15 protein-coding genes and 1 tRNA gene are annotated in these 16,462 nt (G+C 63.9%); 6 read left to right on the top strand and 10 right to left on the bottom strand.

What is annotated here, in order from left to right:
• Positions 1 to 110: 110 nt before the first annotated feature.
• Positions 111 to 1,304 (top strand): Ig-like domain-containing protein, encoded by a 1,194-nt coding sequence (locus K414_RS0120335; RefSeq protein WP_032370364.1) that lies wholly within the window; start codon positions 111 to 113, stop codon positions 1,302 to 1,304.
• 19 nt (positions 1,305 to 1,323) lie between these two features.
• On the opposite strand, the gene K414_RS0120330 is transcribed toward K414_RS0120335, so the two are convergent.
• From K414_RS0120330 to orn, 3 genes are all read right to left on the bottom strand, one after another.
• Positions 1,324 to 2,064, bottom strand: coding sequence for a M23 family metallopeptidase (locus K414_RS0120330; RefSeq protein WP_205912818.1), 741 nt, complete (start codon positions 2,062 to 2,064; stop codon positions 1,324 to 1,326).
• A 330-nt stretch (positions 2,065 to 2,394) separates the two neighbouring features.
• Positions 2,395 to 2,470: transfer RNA gene (locus K414_RS0120325), tRNA-His, on the bottom strand.
• Positions 2,471 to 2,548: 78 nt separating this feature from the next.
• Complete coding sequence (orn, locus tag K414_RS0120320; RefSeq protein ID WP_027497616.1) at positions 2,549 to 3,160, bottom strand: oligoribonuclease; 612 nt, start codon at positions 3,158 to 3,160, stop codon at positions 2,549 to 2,551.
• A gap of 94 nt (positions 3,161 to 3,254) precedes the next feature.
• Here orn and K414_RS0120315 point away from each other — a divergent pair, with 94 nt between their 5' ends.
• Positions 3,255 to 4,979, top strand: coding sequence for a helicase HerA-like domain-containing protein (locus K414_RS0120315; RefSeq protein WP_027497615.1), 1,725 nt, complete (start codon positions 3,255 to 3,257; stop codon positions 4,977 to 4,979).
• A gap of 48 nt (positions 4,980 to 5,027) precedes the next feature.
• On the opposite strand, the gene cmrA is transcribed toward K414_RS0120315, so the two are convergent.
• The 3 genes from cmrA to K414_RS0120300 are packed head-to-tail and all read right to left on the bottom strand — an operon-like array spanning position 5,028 to position 8,424.
• Positions 5,028 to 5,831, bottom strand: a complete 804-nt coding sequence (cmrA, locus tag K414_RS0120310) for a mycolate reductase (RefSeq protein WP_027497614.1) — start codon at positions 5,829 to 5,831, stop codon at positions 5,028 to 5,030.
• Between the two features lie 23 nt (positions 5,832 to 5,854).
• Positions 5,855 to 7,927 (bottom strand): NADPH-dependent 2,4-dienoyl-CoA reductase, encoded by a 2,073-nt coding sequence (locus tag K414_RS0120305; protein ID WP_051365186.1) that lies wholly within the window; start codon positions 7,925 to 7,927, stop codon positions 5,855 to 5,857.
• Positions 7,897 to 8,424 carry a PadR family transcriptional regulator gene (locus K414_RS0120300; RefSeq protein WP_027497612.1) on the bottom strand — a complete coding sequence of 176 codons (528 nt, stop codon included), beginning with the start codon at positions 8,422 to 8,424 and terminating at the stop codon, positions 7,897 to 7,899. The genes K414_RS0120305 and K414_RS0120300 overlap by 31 nt, the downstream gene beginning before the upstream one ends.
• Before the next feature lie 83 nt (positions 8,425 to 8,507).
• Between K414_RS0120300 and K414_RS0120295 the strand changes: the two genes are divergently transcribed.
• Positions 8,508 to 9,830, top strand: coding sequence for an MFS transporter (locus K414_RS0120295; protein ID WP_027497611.1), 1,323 nt, complete (start codon positions 8,508 to 8,510; stop codon positions 9,828 to 9,830).
• Here K414_RS0120295 and K414_RS0120290 read toward each other — a convergent pair.
• Together K414_RS0120290 and K414_RS0120285 are read right to left on the bottom strand one after the other, a co-directional pair.
• The gene (locus K414_RS0120290; protein ID WP_037220357.1) at positions 9,827 to 10,648 is read right to left on the bottom strand and encodes an alpha/beta hydrolase; all 822 of its coding nucleotides are present in this window, start codon (positions 10,646 to 10,648) and stop codon (positions 9,827 to 9,829) included. The two genes, K414_RS0120295 and K414_RS0120290, sit on opposite strands and share 4 nt — an antisense overlap.
• A gap of 35 nt (positions 10,649 to 10,683) precedes the next feature.
• A complete protein-coding gene (locus K414_RS0120285) occupies positions 10,684 to 11,310 on the bottom strand; it encodes a TetR family transcriptional regulator (protein ID WP_027497609.1) in 627 nt (208 codons plus the stop codon).
• A 195-nt stretch (positions 11,311 to 11,505) separates the two neighbouring features.
• Between K414_RS0120285 and K414_RS0120280 the strand changes: the two genes are divergently transcribed.
• The 3 genes from K414_RS0120280 to K414_RS0120270 are packed head-to-tail and all read left to right on the top strand — an operon-like array spanning position 11,506 to position 14,108.
• Complete coding sequence (locus tag K414_RS0120280; RefSeq protein ID WP_027497608.1) at positions 11,506 to 12,618, top strand: FAD-binding oxidoreductase; 1,113 nt, start codon at positions 11,506 to 11,508, stop codon at positions 12,616 to 12,618.
• A 45-nt stretch (positions 12,619 to 12,663) separates the two neighbouring features.
• On the top strand, positions 12,664 to 13,848 hold the full coding sequence (locus K414_RS0120275; RefSeq protein ID WP_027497607.1) for an acyl-CoA desaturase: 1,185 nt from the start codon (positions 12,664 to 12,666) through the stop codon (positions 13,846 to 13,848).
• A 23-nt stretch (positions 13,849 to 13,871) separates the two neighbouring features.
• Positions 13,872 to 14,108, top strand: coding sequence for a hypothetical protein (locus K414_RS0120270; protein WP_027497606.1), 237 nt, complete (start codon positions 13,872 to 13,874; stop codon positions 14,106 to 14,108).
• A 68-nt stretch (positions 14,109 to 14,176) separates the two neighbouring features.
• On the opposite strand, the gene K414_RS0120265 is transcribed toward K414_RS0120270, so the two are convergent.
• Both K414_RS0120265 and K414_RS0120260 read right to left on the bottom strand, forming a co-directional pair.
• Positions 14,177 to 15,286, bottom strand: a complete 1,110-nt coding sequence (locus K414_RS0120265) for a class I SAM-dependent methyltransferase (RefSeq protein WP_027497605.1) — start codon at positions 15,284 to 15,286, stop codon at positions 14,177 to 14,179.
• Entirely contained in the window at positions 15,283 to 16,425 is a 1,143-nt protein-coding gene (locus K414_RS0120260; protein ID WP_027497604.1) for a N(5)-(carboxyethyl)ornithine synthase, read from the bottom strand. The genes K414_RS0120265 and K414_RS0120260 overlap by 4 nt, the downstream gene beginning before the upstream one ends.
• Between the last annotated feature and the right edge of the window lie 37 nt (positions 16,426 to 16,462).

The following is a 16,462-nucleotide window of genomic DNA, read 5'->3' as shown; positions in this document are numbered from 1 at the left end:
GGCGATTGGTACTCGAACGTTATTCGTCGAACGGGCTGTCGAGTGGAATGTGTGGATTCTGCGCTGGCAGAATCGTCCGGGTCGGGCTCGAAGTGGGAAGTGGTGTGTTCATGAGGGTGTCTCGAGGATTCGTTCTCGCCGCGGTGGGAGTTGTCGCTTCGGTGGCGGTGCTGTCCGGGTGCAGCTCGCAGACGGACATCTCCGAACCCTCCGTTCCGATCGATTCCAATCCGATGACCGAACTGATGAAACCGAAGCTGACCGCGAGCGTGCTCGACGGAGCAGTCGGATTCTCACCGGCGGACCCGGTGACCGTCTCGGTTGCCGACGGCAAGTTGTCCTCGGTCACGATGCTCAACCCCGACGGCGAGCCGGTATCGGGAGCCATTGCTCCGGACGGGCTGTCGTGGACCAACACGGAACCCCTCGGCTACAACCGCGAGTATCGAGTGCAGGCCGATGCGTACGGACTCGGAGGATCGTCGAGCACGGTGTCGAGCTTCACCACCAGCCAGCCGGGCAATTTCACCAAGCCCTACGTTCTGCCGAACCCGGGCGACGTGGTGGGTATCGGGCAGCCCGTCGCGGTCCAGTTCGACGAGGCGATCACCGACAAGCTTGCTGCCCAGAATGCGATCACGGTCACCACGACGCCGGCCGTGGAAGGTGCGTTCTACTGGGTGAACAACAAAGAGGTTCGCTGGCGACCGCAGAACTACTGGGCACCGGGCACCAAGGTCGACGTGGCCGTCAACGTGTACGGGCGTGATCTCGGTGACGACATCTACGGCCAGGAGAATGCGACGACGTCGTTCACGATCGGCGACGCGGTCATTGCCACTGCGGACGACAACACCAAGCAGGTGACGTTCAACGTCAACGGCCAGGACGTCATCACGATGCCGACGTCGATGGGCAAGGACTCCACCCCGACGGACAACGGCGTCTACATCATCGGTGATCGATTCGAGCATCTCGTCATGGATTCGTCGACCTACGGTGTGCCGGTCAACTCGTCCACCGGGTACCGCACTCCGGTCGACTGGGCGACGCGTATGTCGTACAGCGGCATCTTCTTCCATTCCGCACCGTGGTCGGTGGGGCAGCAGGGCTACTCCAACGCCTCGCACGGGTGTCTGAACCTCAGTCCGACCAACGCCAAGTGGGTCTACGACAACACCAAGCGCGGTGACATCGTCGTGGTCAAGAACACCGTCGGTGGAACGTTGTCGGGCACCGATGGTCTCGGCGACTGGAACATTCCCTGGGACGAGTGGAAAGCGGGCAACGCCACCACGGTCTGATCGGTATCGATCGGGTGGATCAGCTTCGATCGCGGGTCTGGTAGAGCGAAGGATCGATCCCGAGTGTCTTCAGGTACGCGACCGGTTCGATGCTCGAGCCGTTGTTGCGGACCTCGAAGTGCAGATGCGGTCCCGTCGAATTGCCGGTGCTGCCGACCGCCCCGAGGACATCTCCCGGTGCCACCTCGTCACCGACGGACACAGCGAGGCTGGACTGATGGCCGTAGTAGGTCTCGGTGTTTCCGCTCTTGACCCGAACGAGCTTGCCGTAGCCGTCGCCCGCGTCTCCGGCCTGAACGACGGTTCCGCCGGTCACCGCATGGATCGGGGTTCCGCTGTCGGCAGCCAGGTCCACACCCTGGTGGTACTGCGCGCCGTTGCCGGTCGGGTTGTTGCGTCCGCCGTAACCCGAAGTGATGCGATATTTGCCTGCGTCGATCGGGAGCACGGCACCGCCGAGCCCCACCGTGGGCGGCGCACTCGGAAGTTCGATCTCGGGTACATCCGCGGGAGTTGCGGTATCCGGCACCGACAGCACGTCGCCGTCGAGAACGATCGCCGCGACCTGGTTGATGAGCACACCGGTGGCGTCGAGCACCGCGGCGAGTATTGCGGCCCGCTGCTGCGCATCGGGCTGGGGGATCGGGATCTGAGGTAATTCGATCGTGGGTTGAGCGGTGGCCACCGCTGGGCTGAGCAAGCCGGTTGTGCCGATGCACAGTGCTGCCGACAAGATCGAACCCGCTATGACTCTGTGCATTCTGCGACCCACGAAAAAGCCTCCTCGTCTCTGCCCGCCGTGCACCCGTCGGATGGGTGCGAGCTGGGCGTCGAGCATGTTCGGTGACGCTTCGGGGCACGCTGAACTCACGTAGCAGAAAACACATGAATCACGTTGGTACTTTTCTTCCCCAAAAGTGCCATTGGTAACCGTACGTCACAGAAACCCCATAAGAAACTCGAAAGGTGAATTACAACAACGTAATTCGAGGTCAGGGTGGGTACGCACCGTCCGCTCGAACACCCTGGCGAAGGGTGGAGTGAATGCACGAAAAAGGCCGGCCTCGCGAGGAGACCGGCCTTCTTCGTGTGGGGTGAGCGACGGGACTCGAACCCGCGACATCCAGGATCACAACCTGGTGCTCTACCAGCTGAACTACGCCCACCATTGCACGCGTCCGCAGAACCTTTTCGGGCTCTGCATCAGCAGCGTCGACAATACTAGCGGGTTGAATCCGAGGTTGCTAATCCGCCCCCGATTGCGTGTCGAGTTCGGCAACAACTGCTGCGATGTCGCTGGTAGAGGGCCCCGGCGGAGCCACGAAGGCCGTCCGGCGGTAGTACTGCAACTCTTTGATCGACTCCTTGATGTCCGCGAGGGCGCGGTGCGCAAGGCCCTTGGCCGGCTGCCCGTAGTAGATCCGTGGGTACCACCGTCGAGAAAGTTCCTTGATCGAGCTGACGTCGATCATTCGGTAGTGGAGGTAGGTGTCGAGCGCGGTCATGTCGCGAGAGATGAATCCACGATCGGTCCCGATCGAGTTTCCCGCGAGTGGAACCGTTCCGGCCACCGGGACGTGCTCCTTGATGTACGCGAGCACGCGCTGCTCGGCTTCCTCCAGGCTCACCGTCGACGCGCGCACCTCGTCGGTCAAGCCCGACTTGGCATGCATGTCGGTGACGACGGCCGGCATGTTCGCCAACGCATCGTCGTCGGCGTGGATGACGATGTCGACACCCTCCCCGAGGATGTTGAGCTCACTGTCGGTCACCAACGCCGCGATTTCGATCAGCTTGTCCTTGCTCAGGTCCAAGCCGGTCATTTCACAGTCGATCCACACGAGTTTGTCCTGCACTCGCTCCACAGTAGTGCGCGCACCACAGCCACTAGGGTTTGCGGTGGCGATCGACCCCGTTCACTTCAGCGCACGTTCACGAAAGGATGCGGACATGACAGGCGACCCGACGCAGCCGGCACCCACGCTCAGCCCTGCCGAGAAGGCGAAGGCGGCCAAAGCGGCGGCCGTGGAAGCCGCACGGGTGGCTGCCGAAGCTCTGGCTGCGGCCGACGCCGCCGAGGCCGAGGCGCGTGCCGCAGAGCAAGGGTCGGCAACGGCGGTGCACGGTAAAGCAAGCGAGATCGCCGCCGGATACACATCGGCAGGTGCGGCATTGGAACTGGGAACCGTCGTTCTGGACGGTGTCACCGACCCCGCTGCCCGCATTCGTATTCCGTTGGCGACGTTGAATAGGCACGGTCTCGTAGCCGGGGCCACCGGAACCGGTAAGACCAAGACCCTGCAGGGTATTGCCGAACAACTCTCTGCGGCAGGGGTTCCCGTCGTCATGGCCGATGTCAAAGGAGATCTCTCGGGCTTGTCCGCGCCGGGCGAAGACACCGGCAAGATCCGCAGCCGCGCTGCGGACACCGGCCTGACGGACTGGGCTCCAGCCGGACACCCGGTGGAATTTCTCTCGCTCGGCACCGAGGGAATCGGGGTGCCGGTGCGGGCCACGATCACCGCGTTCGGGCCGATTTTGCTCAGCAAAGTGTTGGGGCTGAACAACACTCAAGAGTCGACCCTGGGGCTGATCTTCCACTGGGCCGATTCCCAGGGACTTGCCTTGCTCGATCTCAAGGACCTGCGGTCGGTGATCATGCATCTGACGAGTGACGAAGGCAAAGCCGACCTGAAAGGCATCGGCGGTGTCTCGTCGGCGACCGCCGGAGTCATCCTGCGTGCCTTGGCCAATCTCGAGGCCGACGGCGGCGACACCTTCTTCGGCGAACCGGAACTCGAGACCGAGGACCTGCTCCGCGTCGGACCCGACGGACGAGGCGTCATCACCCTGTTCGAGCTCGGTGCTCAGGCGTCCCGCCCGGTGATGTTCTCCACCTTCCTGATGTGGGTACTGGCCGACCTGTTCCAGACGTTGCCCGAGGTGGGTGACGTCGACAAACCCAAGCTCGTGTTCATCTTCGACGAGGCGCATCTGCTCTTCGCCGACGCGTCGAAAGCCTTTCTGCAGCAGGTGGAACAGACCGTCAAGCTCATTCGCTCGAAGGGCGTCGGCGTCTTCTTCTGCACGCAGCTGCCCACCGACGTCCCCAACGACGTTCTCTCCCAACTGGGTGCGCGAATCCAGCATGCTCTGCGCGCCTTCACTCCCGACGACCAGAAAGCACTGAACAAGACGGTGCGCACGTACCCCAAGACCGACGCCTACGACCTCGAGAAGGCACTGACGTCGTTGGGGACCGGAGAAGCGATCGTGACGGTGCTCTCGGAGAAAGGCGCGCCGACACCGGTGGCATGGACGAAGATTCGCCCGCCCCGCTCCCTGATGGACACCATCGGCAACGACGCCATCGCGGCTGCCGCGTCGTCGAGCACCCTGTCCGCCAAGTACCGCGAGACGATCGATCGCGAGTCCGCCTACGAGCGGATGAACGCACGCGTCACGGACGTGGCTGTGCCGGCCGAGAAGTTCGATATCCCACCGCTGCCCGCCGATCTGCCGGATCTGCCTCCGAGCGAGCCGGACGGGCCGTCGGCCGCGGAGCGCATCATGAGCAACCCGGCGGTCAAGAGCTTCCTTCGATCGGCTGCCTCGGCCGCCGGGCGGGAAATCTCGCGCAGCATCTTCGGAACCGGTCGGCGTCGGCGGCGCTGAGCTTGCTCGGTCGGGAGTGGAGCCCGCGGAACGACCGGGATTCGGGTACTAGCTGCCGAGCTTCTTGTAGAAGCTGCCGATGATCGGCGCGGAGATGCTGCGCGGGCTGTACTGCCCGGCTACCGACATGCCCTTGCTGAGCAGTCCGGGAACGACGCGCATCTTGTTCTTCGCCAGGCCGTCCAGTGACAGCTTCGCGGTGTAGGCGCTGTCGATCCACAGGAAGTCGGGAACCATCTTGTCGACGATCGACGCATCGGCCGGGTCGGGTGTCTCGGTGCGGACCGGGCCTGGAGCGAGCAGGGTGACGTTGACGCCGGTGCCCGCGAGCTCACCGCGCAGTGACTCCGAGAACGTGTTGACGAAGGCCTTCGTCGCGGCGTAGGTCGCGTTGTTGGGGATGGCCATGTTGCCCGCCGCAGAACCGGTGATGAGGATGCCGCCTGCTCCGCGGCCGATCATGCCGGGCATGACCGCCAACGTGAGGTCGTGTACGGCAACGGCATTGAGCTCCACCTGATCGCGCTCGTACGCGGGATCGAGCCCGGCCACCGGTCCGAACGTCGCGATGCCTGCGTTGTTGCACAGGATCGAGATCTCACGCTCGGAGAGCTCGGTGACCAGCTCCTGGCGCTGCTCGCGGTTGGACAGATCCGACGCCCGCACCTCGACGGTGACGCCGTGCTCGGCGGTGAGCTTCGAGGCCAGCGCCTCGAGCAGTTCGCCGCGTCGGGCCACGACGATCAACGAGTGACCACGGGTGGCGAGTTCGGTGGCCAGGGCTTCACCGATACCGGAGGAGGCTCCGGTGACGACGGCGCGGGCATCGGGGCTGGGCTTGGGCAGGCTCACGGTGAGACAGGCTAGCGGACAGATCAGATCGTGGCCGCGAGCCGGGTGCCCTGCTCTATCGCCCGTTTCGCGTCCAACTCTGCCGCCACGTCCGCACCGCCGATAATGTGTGTGGTGGTGCCCGCGGCCTTCAGCTCGTCGACCAGATCGCGGACCGACTCCTGGCCCGCGCAGATCACGATGGTGTCGACCTCGAGCAAGCGTGGGCGTTCGTGCTTCTCGCCGAACGAGATGTGCAGGCCCGCACCGTCGATCTTCTCGTAGTTCACCCCCGAAAGCTGATGCACGCCTTTGGCTTTCAATGCTGCGCGGTGGACCCACCCGGTGGTCTTCGCGAGACCGGCCCCGATACGTCCCGGCTTGCGTTGCAGGAGGTAGACCTCCCGAGGAGATGCGGCAGGCACCGGGGTGGTCAACGCGCCCGGCGCGGCCTCGGGCTCGGTGACTCCCCACTCCTGCTTCCATTCCTTCAGATCCAGCGTGGGGGAGGCGTCGGTGGTGAGGAACTCGGAGATGTCGATGCCGATACCGCCGGCACCGATGACCGCGACCCGGTCGCCGACGGCCCTACCGTCGCGTACCAGTTCCGCGTACGAGAGCACGGACGGGTGATCGATACCTGGGATCTGCGGCATTCGGGGAGTGACACCGGTGGCCAGGACCACCTCGTCGAATTCGCCCGCGGTGAGTTCTGCGGCGGTGACCCGAGTATCGAGGTGTACCGCAACATCCGCGTCGCGCAGAGCGGTGGAGAAGTAGCGAATGGTCTCGGCGAACTCTTCCTTGCCGGGAATCAGACGGGCGATACCGAATTGGCCGCCGATCTCGCTCCTGGCCTCGAACAGGCTGACGGCGTGTCCGCGTTGCGCAAGAGTGAGCGCCGCAGACAGTCCGGCGGGCCCGGCCCCGACGACCGCCACCTTCTTGGTCTTCTTCGTCGGCAACAACTGCAGGTCGATCTCGCGACCGGCGCGAGGGTTGACCAGGCACGAGACCTTCTTGTGTACGAAGGCATGGTCGAGGCAGGCCTGATTGCAGGCGATGCAGGTGTTGATTCGATCCGCGGAATCGGAAGCAGCCTTCTCGACCCAGAACGGATCGGCGAGCATCGGCCTGGCCATCGCAATCAGCTGCGCGTCGCCGCGGGCGAGGATGTTCTCGGCGATCTCGGGCATGTTGATGCGGTTGGACGCGGCGACGGGGATGCTCACGTATTTTTCGAGCTTGCCGGTGATGTCGGCGAATGCTGCTCGCGGAACCGAGGTGACGATGGTCGGCACCCGCGATTCGTGCCAGCCGATGTCGGTGTTGATGATGTTCGCGCCTGCGGCCTCGACGTCCTCGGCGAGGGCAACGATGTCGTTCCAGCTCTGGCCCTCCTCGACGAGGTCGGCCATCGACAGCCGGAACACGATGAGGAAGTCGGATCCGACGGCGGCACGGATCTGCCGCACGATCTCGATTGCCATTCGGCGACGGTTCTCCGCGGAACCGCCCCATTCGTCGCGTCGCTTGTTGGTGCGCTCGGAGAGGAACTGGTTGATGAAGTAGCCTTCGCCGCCCATGATTTCGACGCCGTCGTAGCCGGCGCTCTGTGCGAGTCGGGCGCACCGCACGAAGTTTCTGATCTGCCAGCGAACGCCCCTCGAGGTCAATCGCCTGGGCCGAAAAGGATTGATGGGAGCTTTGATCGACGATGCCGACACACTCAGCGGCTGGTAGGAATAGCGTCCGGCATGGAGGATCTGGAGCGCGATCTTGCCGCCTTCGCGGTGCACGGCAGTGGTGATCCTGCGGTGCCGACGGGCCTCGATGCGGTTGGTCAGCTTGGCCCCGAACGGCAACAGCCACCCGGTGCGATTGGGGGCGTAACCCCCGGTGATGATGAGTGCGACTCCGCCGCGGGCACGCTCGGCGAAGTAGGCCGCCAGGCGGCCGGTGTCGCGGGCGCGATCTTCGAGGCCGGTGTGAATCGATCCCATGATCACGCGGTTCTTCAGCGTGGTTGCGCCGACGTCCAACGGCGACAACAGAATCGGGTACGGGCCAGTGGTCTGCTCGGTCTTCACAGTTTCTCCAATACCTCGGTGCACCATTCGGTGAATCCTTCTTCGACACGAATCCCGCCGCGGAGCACCAGGTATTGATGCAGCGCGGTACCGGTCAGGGCAGCGGGGGCCGGAAAGTCCTGCTTCTCGATCAGTCGATACACGTCGAGACGGGTGGCATGTACGTCGCGGTGGCGGGCGACTTCGACTTTCAACGCTTCGATGTCACCGTTGGCCGCTCCGCGAATCTTCACGGCGAGTTCTTCGCGAAGCTGCGAAGGATCGGTCGGTGCGGCGATCCACCGATCGAGCTCGGCTCGGCCCGCAGCGCTGACCGAATAGACCTTCTTGTCGGGTCGGCCGTCCTGCGCGACTGCCTCACCGGTGATCCAGCCCGCTCCATCCATCCGCGTCAGAGTGCGGTAGATCTGCTGGTGAGTTGCACTCCAGAAGAAGCCGATGGACTTGTCGAACCGTCGGGCGAGCTCGTACCCCGAGCCGCTCAGCTCGGTGAGGGAGACCAGAATCGCGTGTTCCAAAGCCACACCCGAGAGTATGTATGCAACGTGGTGACTATGCAACTAGGTGCACCCAAACATGGGCCCGTCGCGGGCTAGTGTTGGCAACCATGGGAACCCAGCCGGAGGCCGCTGTCGTCGGAGTCGCCACAACGCGTAAGCAGGTCACCGCCTGGGGGTTCTGGGACTGGGGATCGGCCGCGTTCAATGCCGTCATTCTCACGTTCGTGTTCTCGGTGTATCTCACCGATGCCGTAGGTGACGACCTACCCGGATCCATCTCGGCGACCACGTGGTTCAGCTGGTCCATCGCGCTGTCGAGCGTCGTCATCGCACTGCTGGCACCGGTGTGCGGGCAGTACTTCGACGCCCGAGGCAAGAGAAAATGGCTGCTGGGGCTATTGACCGCATTGACGGTCGTGGCCATGGCCGGCTTGTTCTTCGTACAGGACGACTACCACTATCTTTGGCTCGGGCTGCTGCTGCTCGGTCTCGGATCCATCATGTTCGAGCTGGCCAGTATTCCGTACAACTCGATGCTGCGGCAGGTCTCCACCCCGGCCAATATCGGACGCGTGTCCGGATTCGGTTGGGCGATGGGCTATTTCGGTGGAATCGTCCTACTGCTTCTGTGCTACCTCGGTTTCATCGTCGGGGACGGCGACACTCGGGGCCTGCTGGGGCTGAGCACCGACGGAGGGCTCAACATCAGGCTCGTCGCCGTGCTGGCGGCCGTCTGGTTCGCGGTCTCGGCCATCCCGGTGATGTTCGCAGTTCCCGAAGTACCCAGGGCCATCGCCGATCCCGAGGCGGCACAGGCCGGCTTCGCGGAGTCCTATCGCGTTCTCTTTCGCGATGTGCGCGAGTTGTGGAGCGCAGACCGGCGTGCCGTCTACTACCTGATCGCCAGCGCACTGTTCCGAGACGGGCTGGCGGGCGTGTTCACTTTCGGAGCCGTTCTCGCCGTCAGCGTCTACGGCATCGGCGCGGCGGACGTACTTCTGTTCGGCGTCGCCGCCAATGTCATCGCGGGCCTCGGTGCCATCGTCGCCGGGCGGTTCGACGACAGAATCGGACCCAAGAAGGTCATCGTCTTCTCGCTCACTTCCATGATCGCGGCCGGAACTATTCTGCTGTTCGTGTCGGGACCGACGATGTTCTGGATCTTCGGGCTGATCCTGTGCCTGTTCGTGGGGCCCGCGCAATCGTCTGCGCGTACCTTCCTGGCCCGACTGGCACCGCCCGGGCGCGAGGGTCAGTTCTTCGGACTGTTCGCGACGACGGGTCGGGCCGCGTCGTTCCTCGCGCCCTCGCTGTTCGGGCTGTTCGTGTGGATGTTCGACGCCGACCGCGCGGGTATCGCCGGGCTGATCATCGTTCTCGCCGCCGGGCTGCTGGCACTGCTCAAAGTTCGCGCCCCGGAACAGGTTTAGGCCGACCCGATACGATCCAAGATCTCGGCTGCGAGTCTGTCGGGGGCTTCCTCGGGGATCCAATGGGAGATGCCGTCGAGTTCGACGAATCGGTACGGCGCATCGACGAACTCGCCGCAGCGCTCCGCGCCGGCTCGACCGATGGCGGTGTCGCCGTTGCTCCACACGTAGGTGGTCGGCACCGTCACCGCAGGTAGGTTCGCGAACTCCCTCGTCATCGCGGCATACCAACTCGACGCAGCCGTCAGTGCTCCCGGCACCGTCAGATGGCGAACGTATTCGTCGTCGAGGCTCTCGGCTCCGAACATCGCGCGGAGCCGTTGCGCGTCGTTCTCGGTCAGTACTCGTTCGGCCTTCTCGGGTTCGCGAAGCAAACCGAAGTACTGCGACCGCTGTTGCTGGTCCGGGTCCTCGCGAATGGCCCAGTTGAACGCCGCGGAATGCGGAACGGATGCGGCAGTGAGGCTTCGGACGCGGTCGGGATACTCGGCAGCGACATGCCAGGCAACCACAGCGCCCCAGTCGTGCCCCACCAGGTGCGCCGAGTTCAGGTCGGAGGCGTCGAGCAGACCGAGGACATCCTCGGTGAGACGCTCGATGCGGTAGTGCTCGACGCCGATCGGGCGGGCACCGGGGGAGTAGCCCCGCTGGTTGGGGGCCAGGACGCGGCAGCCCGCGGCCGTCAATTCGGGGGTCACCCGCGACCACGACGCGTTGGTCTGTGGAAAGCCGTGCAGCGCAACGACGGGTGCGCCGTCGACGGGACCTGCCTGCGCCAGCTCGAACGTGTACTCGCCGATGTGTACCTCGGTGGTCATGATGCTCCTTCGCGGCTCGCGCTCGTGCCCGACGGTCAAGCCCGTCGCGGTTCCCATTTGCTCATCCCCAGCATGATCATCCGGATCTGCTTCTCGGTGCGTTCGATGAGGTCTTTCTCGTTCTGACTACCCGGTCGGTCGATTTCCAACAGACCGACCACCGCCGTCAGCATCGTCGAGACCAGGAGGTCGGCCGTCATCTCGAGATCGGAGACGTCCCATCGTTCGAGACCGGGCATGCGAGAGAGGTCGATGGTCAGCTCGCTGACGAACAGCCGGAGCTCGGTGGCGAACGCGCGACGTACCTCGGTGACTCCGCCGTAGCGCTCGCGACTGAGGAAGCGGAACTGATCCTCGTGGCTGCGGACCTGACGAACCAGGATGCCGAAGGATTCGGTGGCCGTCTTGGTACTCGGGTTGCGTCTGGCGTCGCGCAGCATCTGGCGCAGCATGCGCATGCTGTCCTCGACCAACGCGACCCCGAGGTCTTCCATGGACGCGAAGTGTCGATAGAACGCGGTGGGGACGATGCCGGCGGACCGCGCGACCTCACGCAGGCTCACGCTCGCGAACGACCGTTCGCGAAGCAGATCGAGTGTGCCGTCGATCAAGGCCTGCCGCGTGCGCTCCTTGCGCTCCGCGCGGGTACCCGGTTCTGTCACGGCGTCCAGTTTATGGGCGGGCACTCTGTGATCTCCCCTCCGGTTGCTTCCGCGGTCCCCGTGAACTTCACATGAGGTCTGTAATGGCGGTCACATAAACGTTGACAGGTACCGGTGTCGCTCTGTCACACTCATGTTAGTGCACAATCGTTCACTGAATGGGTCGTAGGGTTCGATCCGGTTAGGGAGGATGGAATGACGCTTCAAGAACGTCCGACGCGACCCACGGGTTCGCGCAAGTTCTCGCTTCTTTCCCTGTTCGAGGCCATGGCCACGCCCCACGCGCTCGATCGGTACCTGGAGCTGGTCGACCCCATGACGACCGTTCGTGATCTGCGCGGTGAAGTGACCGAGATACACCGGTCCACCGAAGATTCGCTCACGCTCACCATCCGCCCCACCCGACAGTGGAAGGGCTTTCAGGCCGGCCAGTTCGTTCAGGTCGGGGTGGTCATCGACGGCGTACGTCAGACTCGCTGCTACTCGCCGGCCTGTTCGCAGTACCGCAAGGACGGCCGAATCGAGCTGACGATCAAGGCGCACCCCGAGGGGCTGGTCTCGCAGTATCTGCACAAGAACGCGCACGTCGGCCTCGTCGTCAGCCTGTCGCAGGCGGACGGCACGTTCAAGCTTCCCCAGCCACGCCCGGCGCGCACGCTGCTGATCAGCGGCGGCAGCGGCATCACGCCCGTGCTGTCCATGCTCAGGTCGCTGCTGGACGAGGGGTACAGCAGCGACCTGACCTTCCTGCACTACGCGTACACCGAGAACGACGTCGCGTACAAGCAGGAGCTCGAGAAGATCGCCGCCGAGCACGACAATGTGAACCTCGTCTTCGCATACACCGAGCAGACGACCGGCGGGGACCTGCACGGGTTCTTCGGCAAAGAGCATCTCGACGCCGTGGCGCCGTGGTTCGCAGACGCGGACACCTTCCTGTGCGGTCCACCCGGGCTGATGAAGGGCGTGACGACGTTCTTCGACGACGCAGGGCTCGGCGACCGACTGCACCTCGAGGAATTCACACCGTCCTTCGCCACCGTGAGCGACGACGTCACGGGAACCACCACGTTCTCCGGAAGTGACGTCGCCGCCGAGAACGACGGTGCAACGTTGCTCGAACAAGCCGAGGGAGCCGGTCTGTCGCCGGCCAACGGGTGCCGAATGGGCATCTGCTTCACCTGCACCTCGGTGAAGAAGTCCGGCTGCACCAAGAACATCAAGACCGGTGAGACCGACACCGAATCCGACAAGAAGATCCAGCTCTGTGTGTCCGTTGCCGTCGGCGACGTCGACATCGACATCTAGTCCCGGAGCTCCCGCCCACCACCCGATCGAATTGGAGATCAGCAGATGCTCGGAACGATTCTCTCGATCCTGCCCACCGCCGTCATTCCCTTCCGACGCAACGAAACGCTGCCCGACGAGCCGACCGTACTGACGTACGAACAGGTCGAAGAGCTCGGCCGCGAACTCGACGACCTGCGGGCCCGCACCGTCGCCAAACTGGGCGACGAGGACCGCGAATACATCTACAAGATCATCAAGGCGCAGCGCGGGCTCGAGATCACCGGACGCGCACTGATGTACCTGCCTTTCGTCCCGCCGGCATGGCTCGCCGGTGTCGGCGCACTCGGCGTCGCGAAGATCCTCGACAACATGGAGATCGGCCACAACGTCATGCACGGCCAGTACGACTGGATGCGTGAGCCGGGTCTGAACTCCGAGGTGTTCGAGTGGGACACCGTCTGCCCGGCAGACCAGTGGAAGCACTCGCACAACTACATGCACCACACGTTCACCAACATCGTCGGCATGGACCGCGACATCGGGTACGGAATCCTGCGCATGGATCAGGACCAGAAGTGGAACCCGTACTACCTGGGCAACCCCGTCTACGCATTCCTGCTCATGACGTTCTTCGAGTGGGGCGTCATGCTGCACGACCTCGAGACCGAGAACATCGTCGCCGGCAAGAGGAAGTGGCACGACGTCAAGCCGTTGCTGCAGGGAATGTGGCGCAAGGCGGGCAAGCAGGCTCTCAAGGATTACGTCATCTTCCCCGCTCTGACCGGGCCGTTCTTCGCCTCGACCGTGGTCGGCAACGTTGCTGCGAATTTGATCCGCAACGTGTGGACGTACTCGATAATCTTCTGCGGCCACTTCCCGACGGGGGTGCAGACCTTCAGTCAGGAAGAGACCGCCGACGAGAGCCGGGGCGAATGGTACGTCCGTCAGATGCTCGGATCGGCCAACATCGAGGGTTCGCCGCTGTTCCACATCATGTCCGGCAACCTCTCGCACCAGATCGAGCACCACCTCTTCCCGGATCTTCCCGCGCACCGCTACCCGCAGATCGCACCCGAGGTCAAGGCTCTGTGCGAGAAGTACGACCTGCCGTACAACACCGGCGGCTTCTTCCACCAGATCGGCACCGTGTGGGGCAAGATCTTCAAGCTCGCTCTGCCCAACTCGCTCACCGGATCGGCTGCCCCGGCCAGTGTTATCGTCGAGCGTAAGAAGACCGACGCAGCGTGACGACTTCGAAGGGGGCGGTCCTGGTGGTGGGAAGGTTCGAGCGCAACAAGGACACCGTGCAGGATTTCACCGAGTCTGCGGCGACACACGTCGGCAGAATCGTGGTGATCATCGCCGGAGCGGTCCGTGACGTCACTCGCGAGATCGGTGATCTGATCACCGATGGAATCGAAATGCGTGAGGCCGCGAAGAAGGCCGAGCGTGATGCGCCGCTGGGCACCGTGATCAACGGGGAGTTCGAGACCCGCGACCGGCACTGACTCACCGCACGATCGACGAAGCCGCCCGAGCATTGCTCGGGCGGCTTTCTCGTGTCGGGCGTGGATGGCTAGCGGCGGCGCAGTCTCCACAGTGACGTGGTCTCGCGCGACCGAGCTTCGTGCAGAACATCGGAGGCGTCGGTCGCTCGAGAATGCGATGGCACGGTGTCCATCCGGTCGACGACGGTCAGGCCGGCCTTGTCGATCGACGCGAGAAGGTCTGTGCGCGTGACCAATCCGAGCAACTCGGCGAGGTCGGACAACACCAACCAGGCCTCGCCGTCGGGCGTCAGATGCCCGCCGAGGCGGCTGAGGAACGATTTGAGCATGCGAGAACCGGGATCGTAGACGGCATGCTCGATCCCCGACGTCGGCTTGGTGGGGATCCACGGCGGGTTGCAGACGATCAATCCCGCGCGGCCGCTCGGGAAGATGTCGGTCTGCACCACCTCGACCCGATCGCTGTACCCGAGTGCGTCGAGATTGGCGCGGGCGCACGCGACCGATCGGGGGTCCTTGTCGGTCGCCACCACCGCAGGTACGCCCCGGCGCGCGAGTACCGCAGCCAGCACACCCGAGCCCGTCCCGATGTCGAAAGCCCGGTCCGTGGCAGGTAGCGGTGCGTCGGCGACGAGCTGGATGTACTCACCGCGGACAGGCGAGAACACTCCGTAGTGGGGATGAACGGACGCGTCCAGCGCCGGCACGAACACTCCCTTGCGGCGCCACTCGTGTGCGCCGATGATCCCGAGCAGTTCCCGTAGTGACAGGACGCAGGCCGAGGCATCGGGACCCAGTGCTTCCGCTACGGCCGATCGCACCTCCGGCGCTCGGCCGAGATCGAGCCGTAGATCCGAATCGAGTTGCACCAGAAGCATTCCCAATACCCGTGCGCGCCGCGCCTGGTACTGACGATGCAGGTGGAACCGCTCGGCGGGCGACGCGTTCTCGGGCTGTGTGGCCGGTGGTACCCGCCGCGTCATGGCCGACAGGAGCTGGCGAGCGTTGTTGTAATCGCCACGCCACAGCAGAGACTCGCCGATCGTCGCCAGCTTGTAGGCCACGTCCGCCGTCGTCGCGTCGTCGACGATCCGCACCACCCGTGGTGGCGGCGCACCGTTCTCCGACTGCCATCGCGCGGACCGTTCGATGCCGTCCTCGACCCACGTGACGCTCATGCTGCAGTGTGCGGGTACTCCGCACTGCGATGTTGGAAGGCAAGGATATTGGGGTTGACGATGACACCCTCCCTGATTTCGATGGAACGCTCGATGGTGACGTCCTCGCTCCACGCTGCGGGCCCGTCGAGAACCACGCGAAGGTAAGGCAGCAACGATTCGCTGATCTCCCACGTCGCCGAATTCCACAGATAGGACGGGCTGTGGTCGACGGCGTAGTAGTGCACGTTGTCACCGACGGTGAACATCGGGTCGGCGAACGACGTGGGCCGAGCCCATTCGAATCCCATTCCCTCGTCACACGAGACGTCCACGACCAGGGTGCCCGGAGTCAATGTGGGCAGGTCCTCGTTCGTCAGGAACGTCAGTGGTGAGTTCGTATCCTGCAGTACGCAATTGACGATCACATCGTGGTCGGACAGAAACTGCGAGAGTGGGATTCGACCGTCGGGAGTCAGAGCTCGGCTCTGGCGGGGATCGGCGTCGTCGAGATCGAAATTGACGATGTTGGCCGAGTGGATCGGCGAACCCACCGCCGTGACCCCACGCTGAGTGAGGACATCGACGTCGTGAATCCCGTGTGCACTGAGCGCGGTGACCGCGCCGCGAGCCGTGGCTCCGAAACCGATGACAGCGGCCCGCAACCTGCGGCCGTAGTCCCCGGTGGAACCGATCAGCTGCAATGCGTGCAGCACCGAGCAGTACCCGGCCAATTCGTTGTTCTTGTGGAACACATGAAGATTGAACCAGCCGTCCTGCGTCCAGTGGTTCATGGCCTCGAAGGCGATCAGCGTGAGTTTGCGATCGACAGCGATCTGGGTGAGCCTTTCGTCCTGCACACAGTGCGGCCAACCCCAGAGCGTCTGGCCGGGTCGAAGAGACTCGAGATCTTCGGCCTGAGGCTTCGGCAGCAGAATCACGTCGCATAGAGCAATGAGCTCGGCGCGGGTGCCGATACCCGCGACCTGCGTGGCCAGGTGCTCGTCGGAGATTCCGAACGGTTCGCCGTAGCCGGATTCGAGGAACATTCGGCTTCGAATGTCGGCGTCGATGCGATCGAAATGAAGAGGATGAATCGGTAGTCGACGCTCATCGGGCTTGCGCGAACGTGAGAGGACTCCGAGAGTGAGCTGATGCACGTGTAACCCTTCGTTACGCGAAGTCAACCACAGTAAC

The organism is Rhodococcus sp. JG-3, from assembly GCF_000482405.1.
Classification (GTDB): domain Bacteria; phylum Actinomycetota; class Actinomycetes; order Mycobacteriales; family Mycobacteriaceae; genus Rhodococcoides; species Rhodococcoides fascians.
Note: the sequence above shows the minus strand (reverse complement) of the source record. Positions and strands in the feature narration are given on the sequence as shown.

Bases quoted from the DNA above. Each gene is read 5' to 3' on its own strand.
- K414_RS0120335 (WP_032370364.1), top strand. From the start codon at position 111: ATGAGGGTGTCTCGAGGATTCGTTCTCGCCGCGGTGGGAGTTGTCGCT.
- K414_RS0120330 (WP_205912818.1), bottom strand. From the start codon at position 2,064: ATGCACAGAGTCATAGCGGGTTCGATCTTGTCGGCAGCACTGTGCATC.
- K414_RS0120315 (WP_027497615.1), top strand. From the start codon at position 3,255: ATGACAGGCGACCCGACGCAGCCGGCACCCACGCTCAGCCCTGCCGAG.
- K414_RS0120305 (WP_051365186.1), bottom strand. From the start codon at position 7,927: ATGGTGCACCGAGGTATTGGAGAAACTGTGAAGACCGAGCAGACCACT.
- K414_RS0120295 (WP_027497611.1), top strand. From the start codon at position 8,508: ATGGGAACCCAGCCGGAGGCCGCTGTCGTCGGAGTCGCCACAACGCGT.
- K414_RS0120290 (WP_037220357.1), bottom strand. From the start codon at position 10,648: ATGACCACCGAGGTACACATCGGCGAGTACACGTTCGAGCTGGCGCAG.
- K414_RS0120280 (WP_027497608.1), top strand. From the start codon at position 11,506: ATGACGCTTCAAGAACGTCCGACGCGACCCACGGGTTCGCGCAAGTTC.
- K414_RS0120275 (WP_027497607.1), top strand. From the start codon at position 12,664: ATGCTCGGAACGATTCTCTCGATCCTGCCCACCGCCGTCATTCCCTTC.
- K414_RS0120265 (WP_027497605.1), bottom strand. From the start codon at position 15,286: ATGAGCGTCACGTGGGTCGAGGACGGCATCGAACGGTCCGCGCGATGG.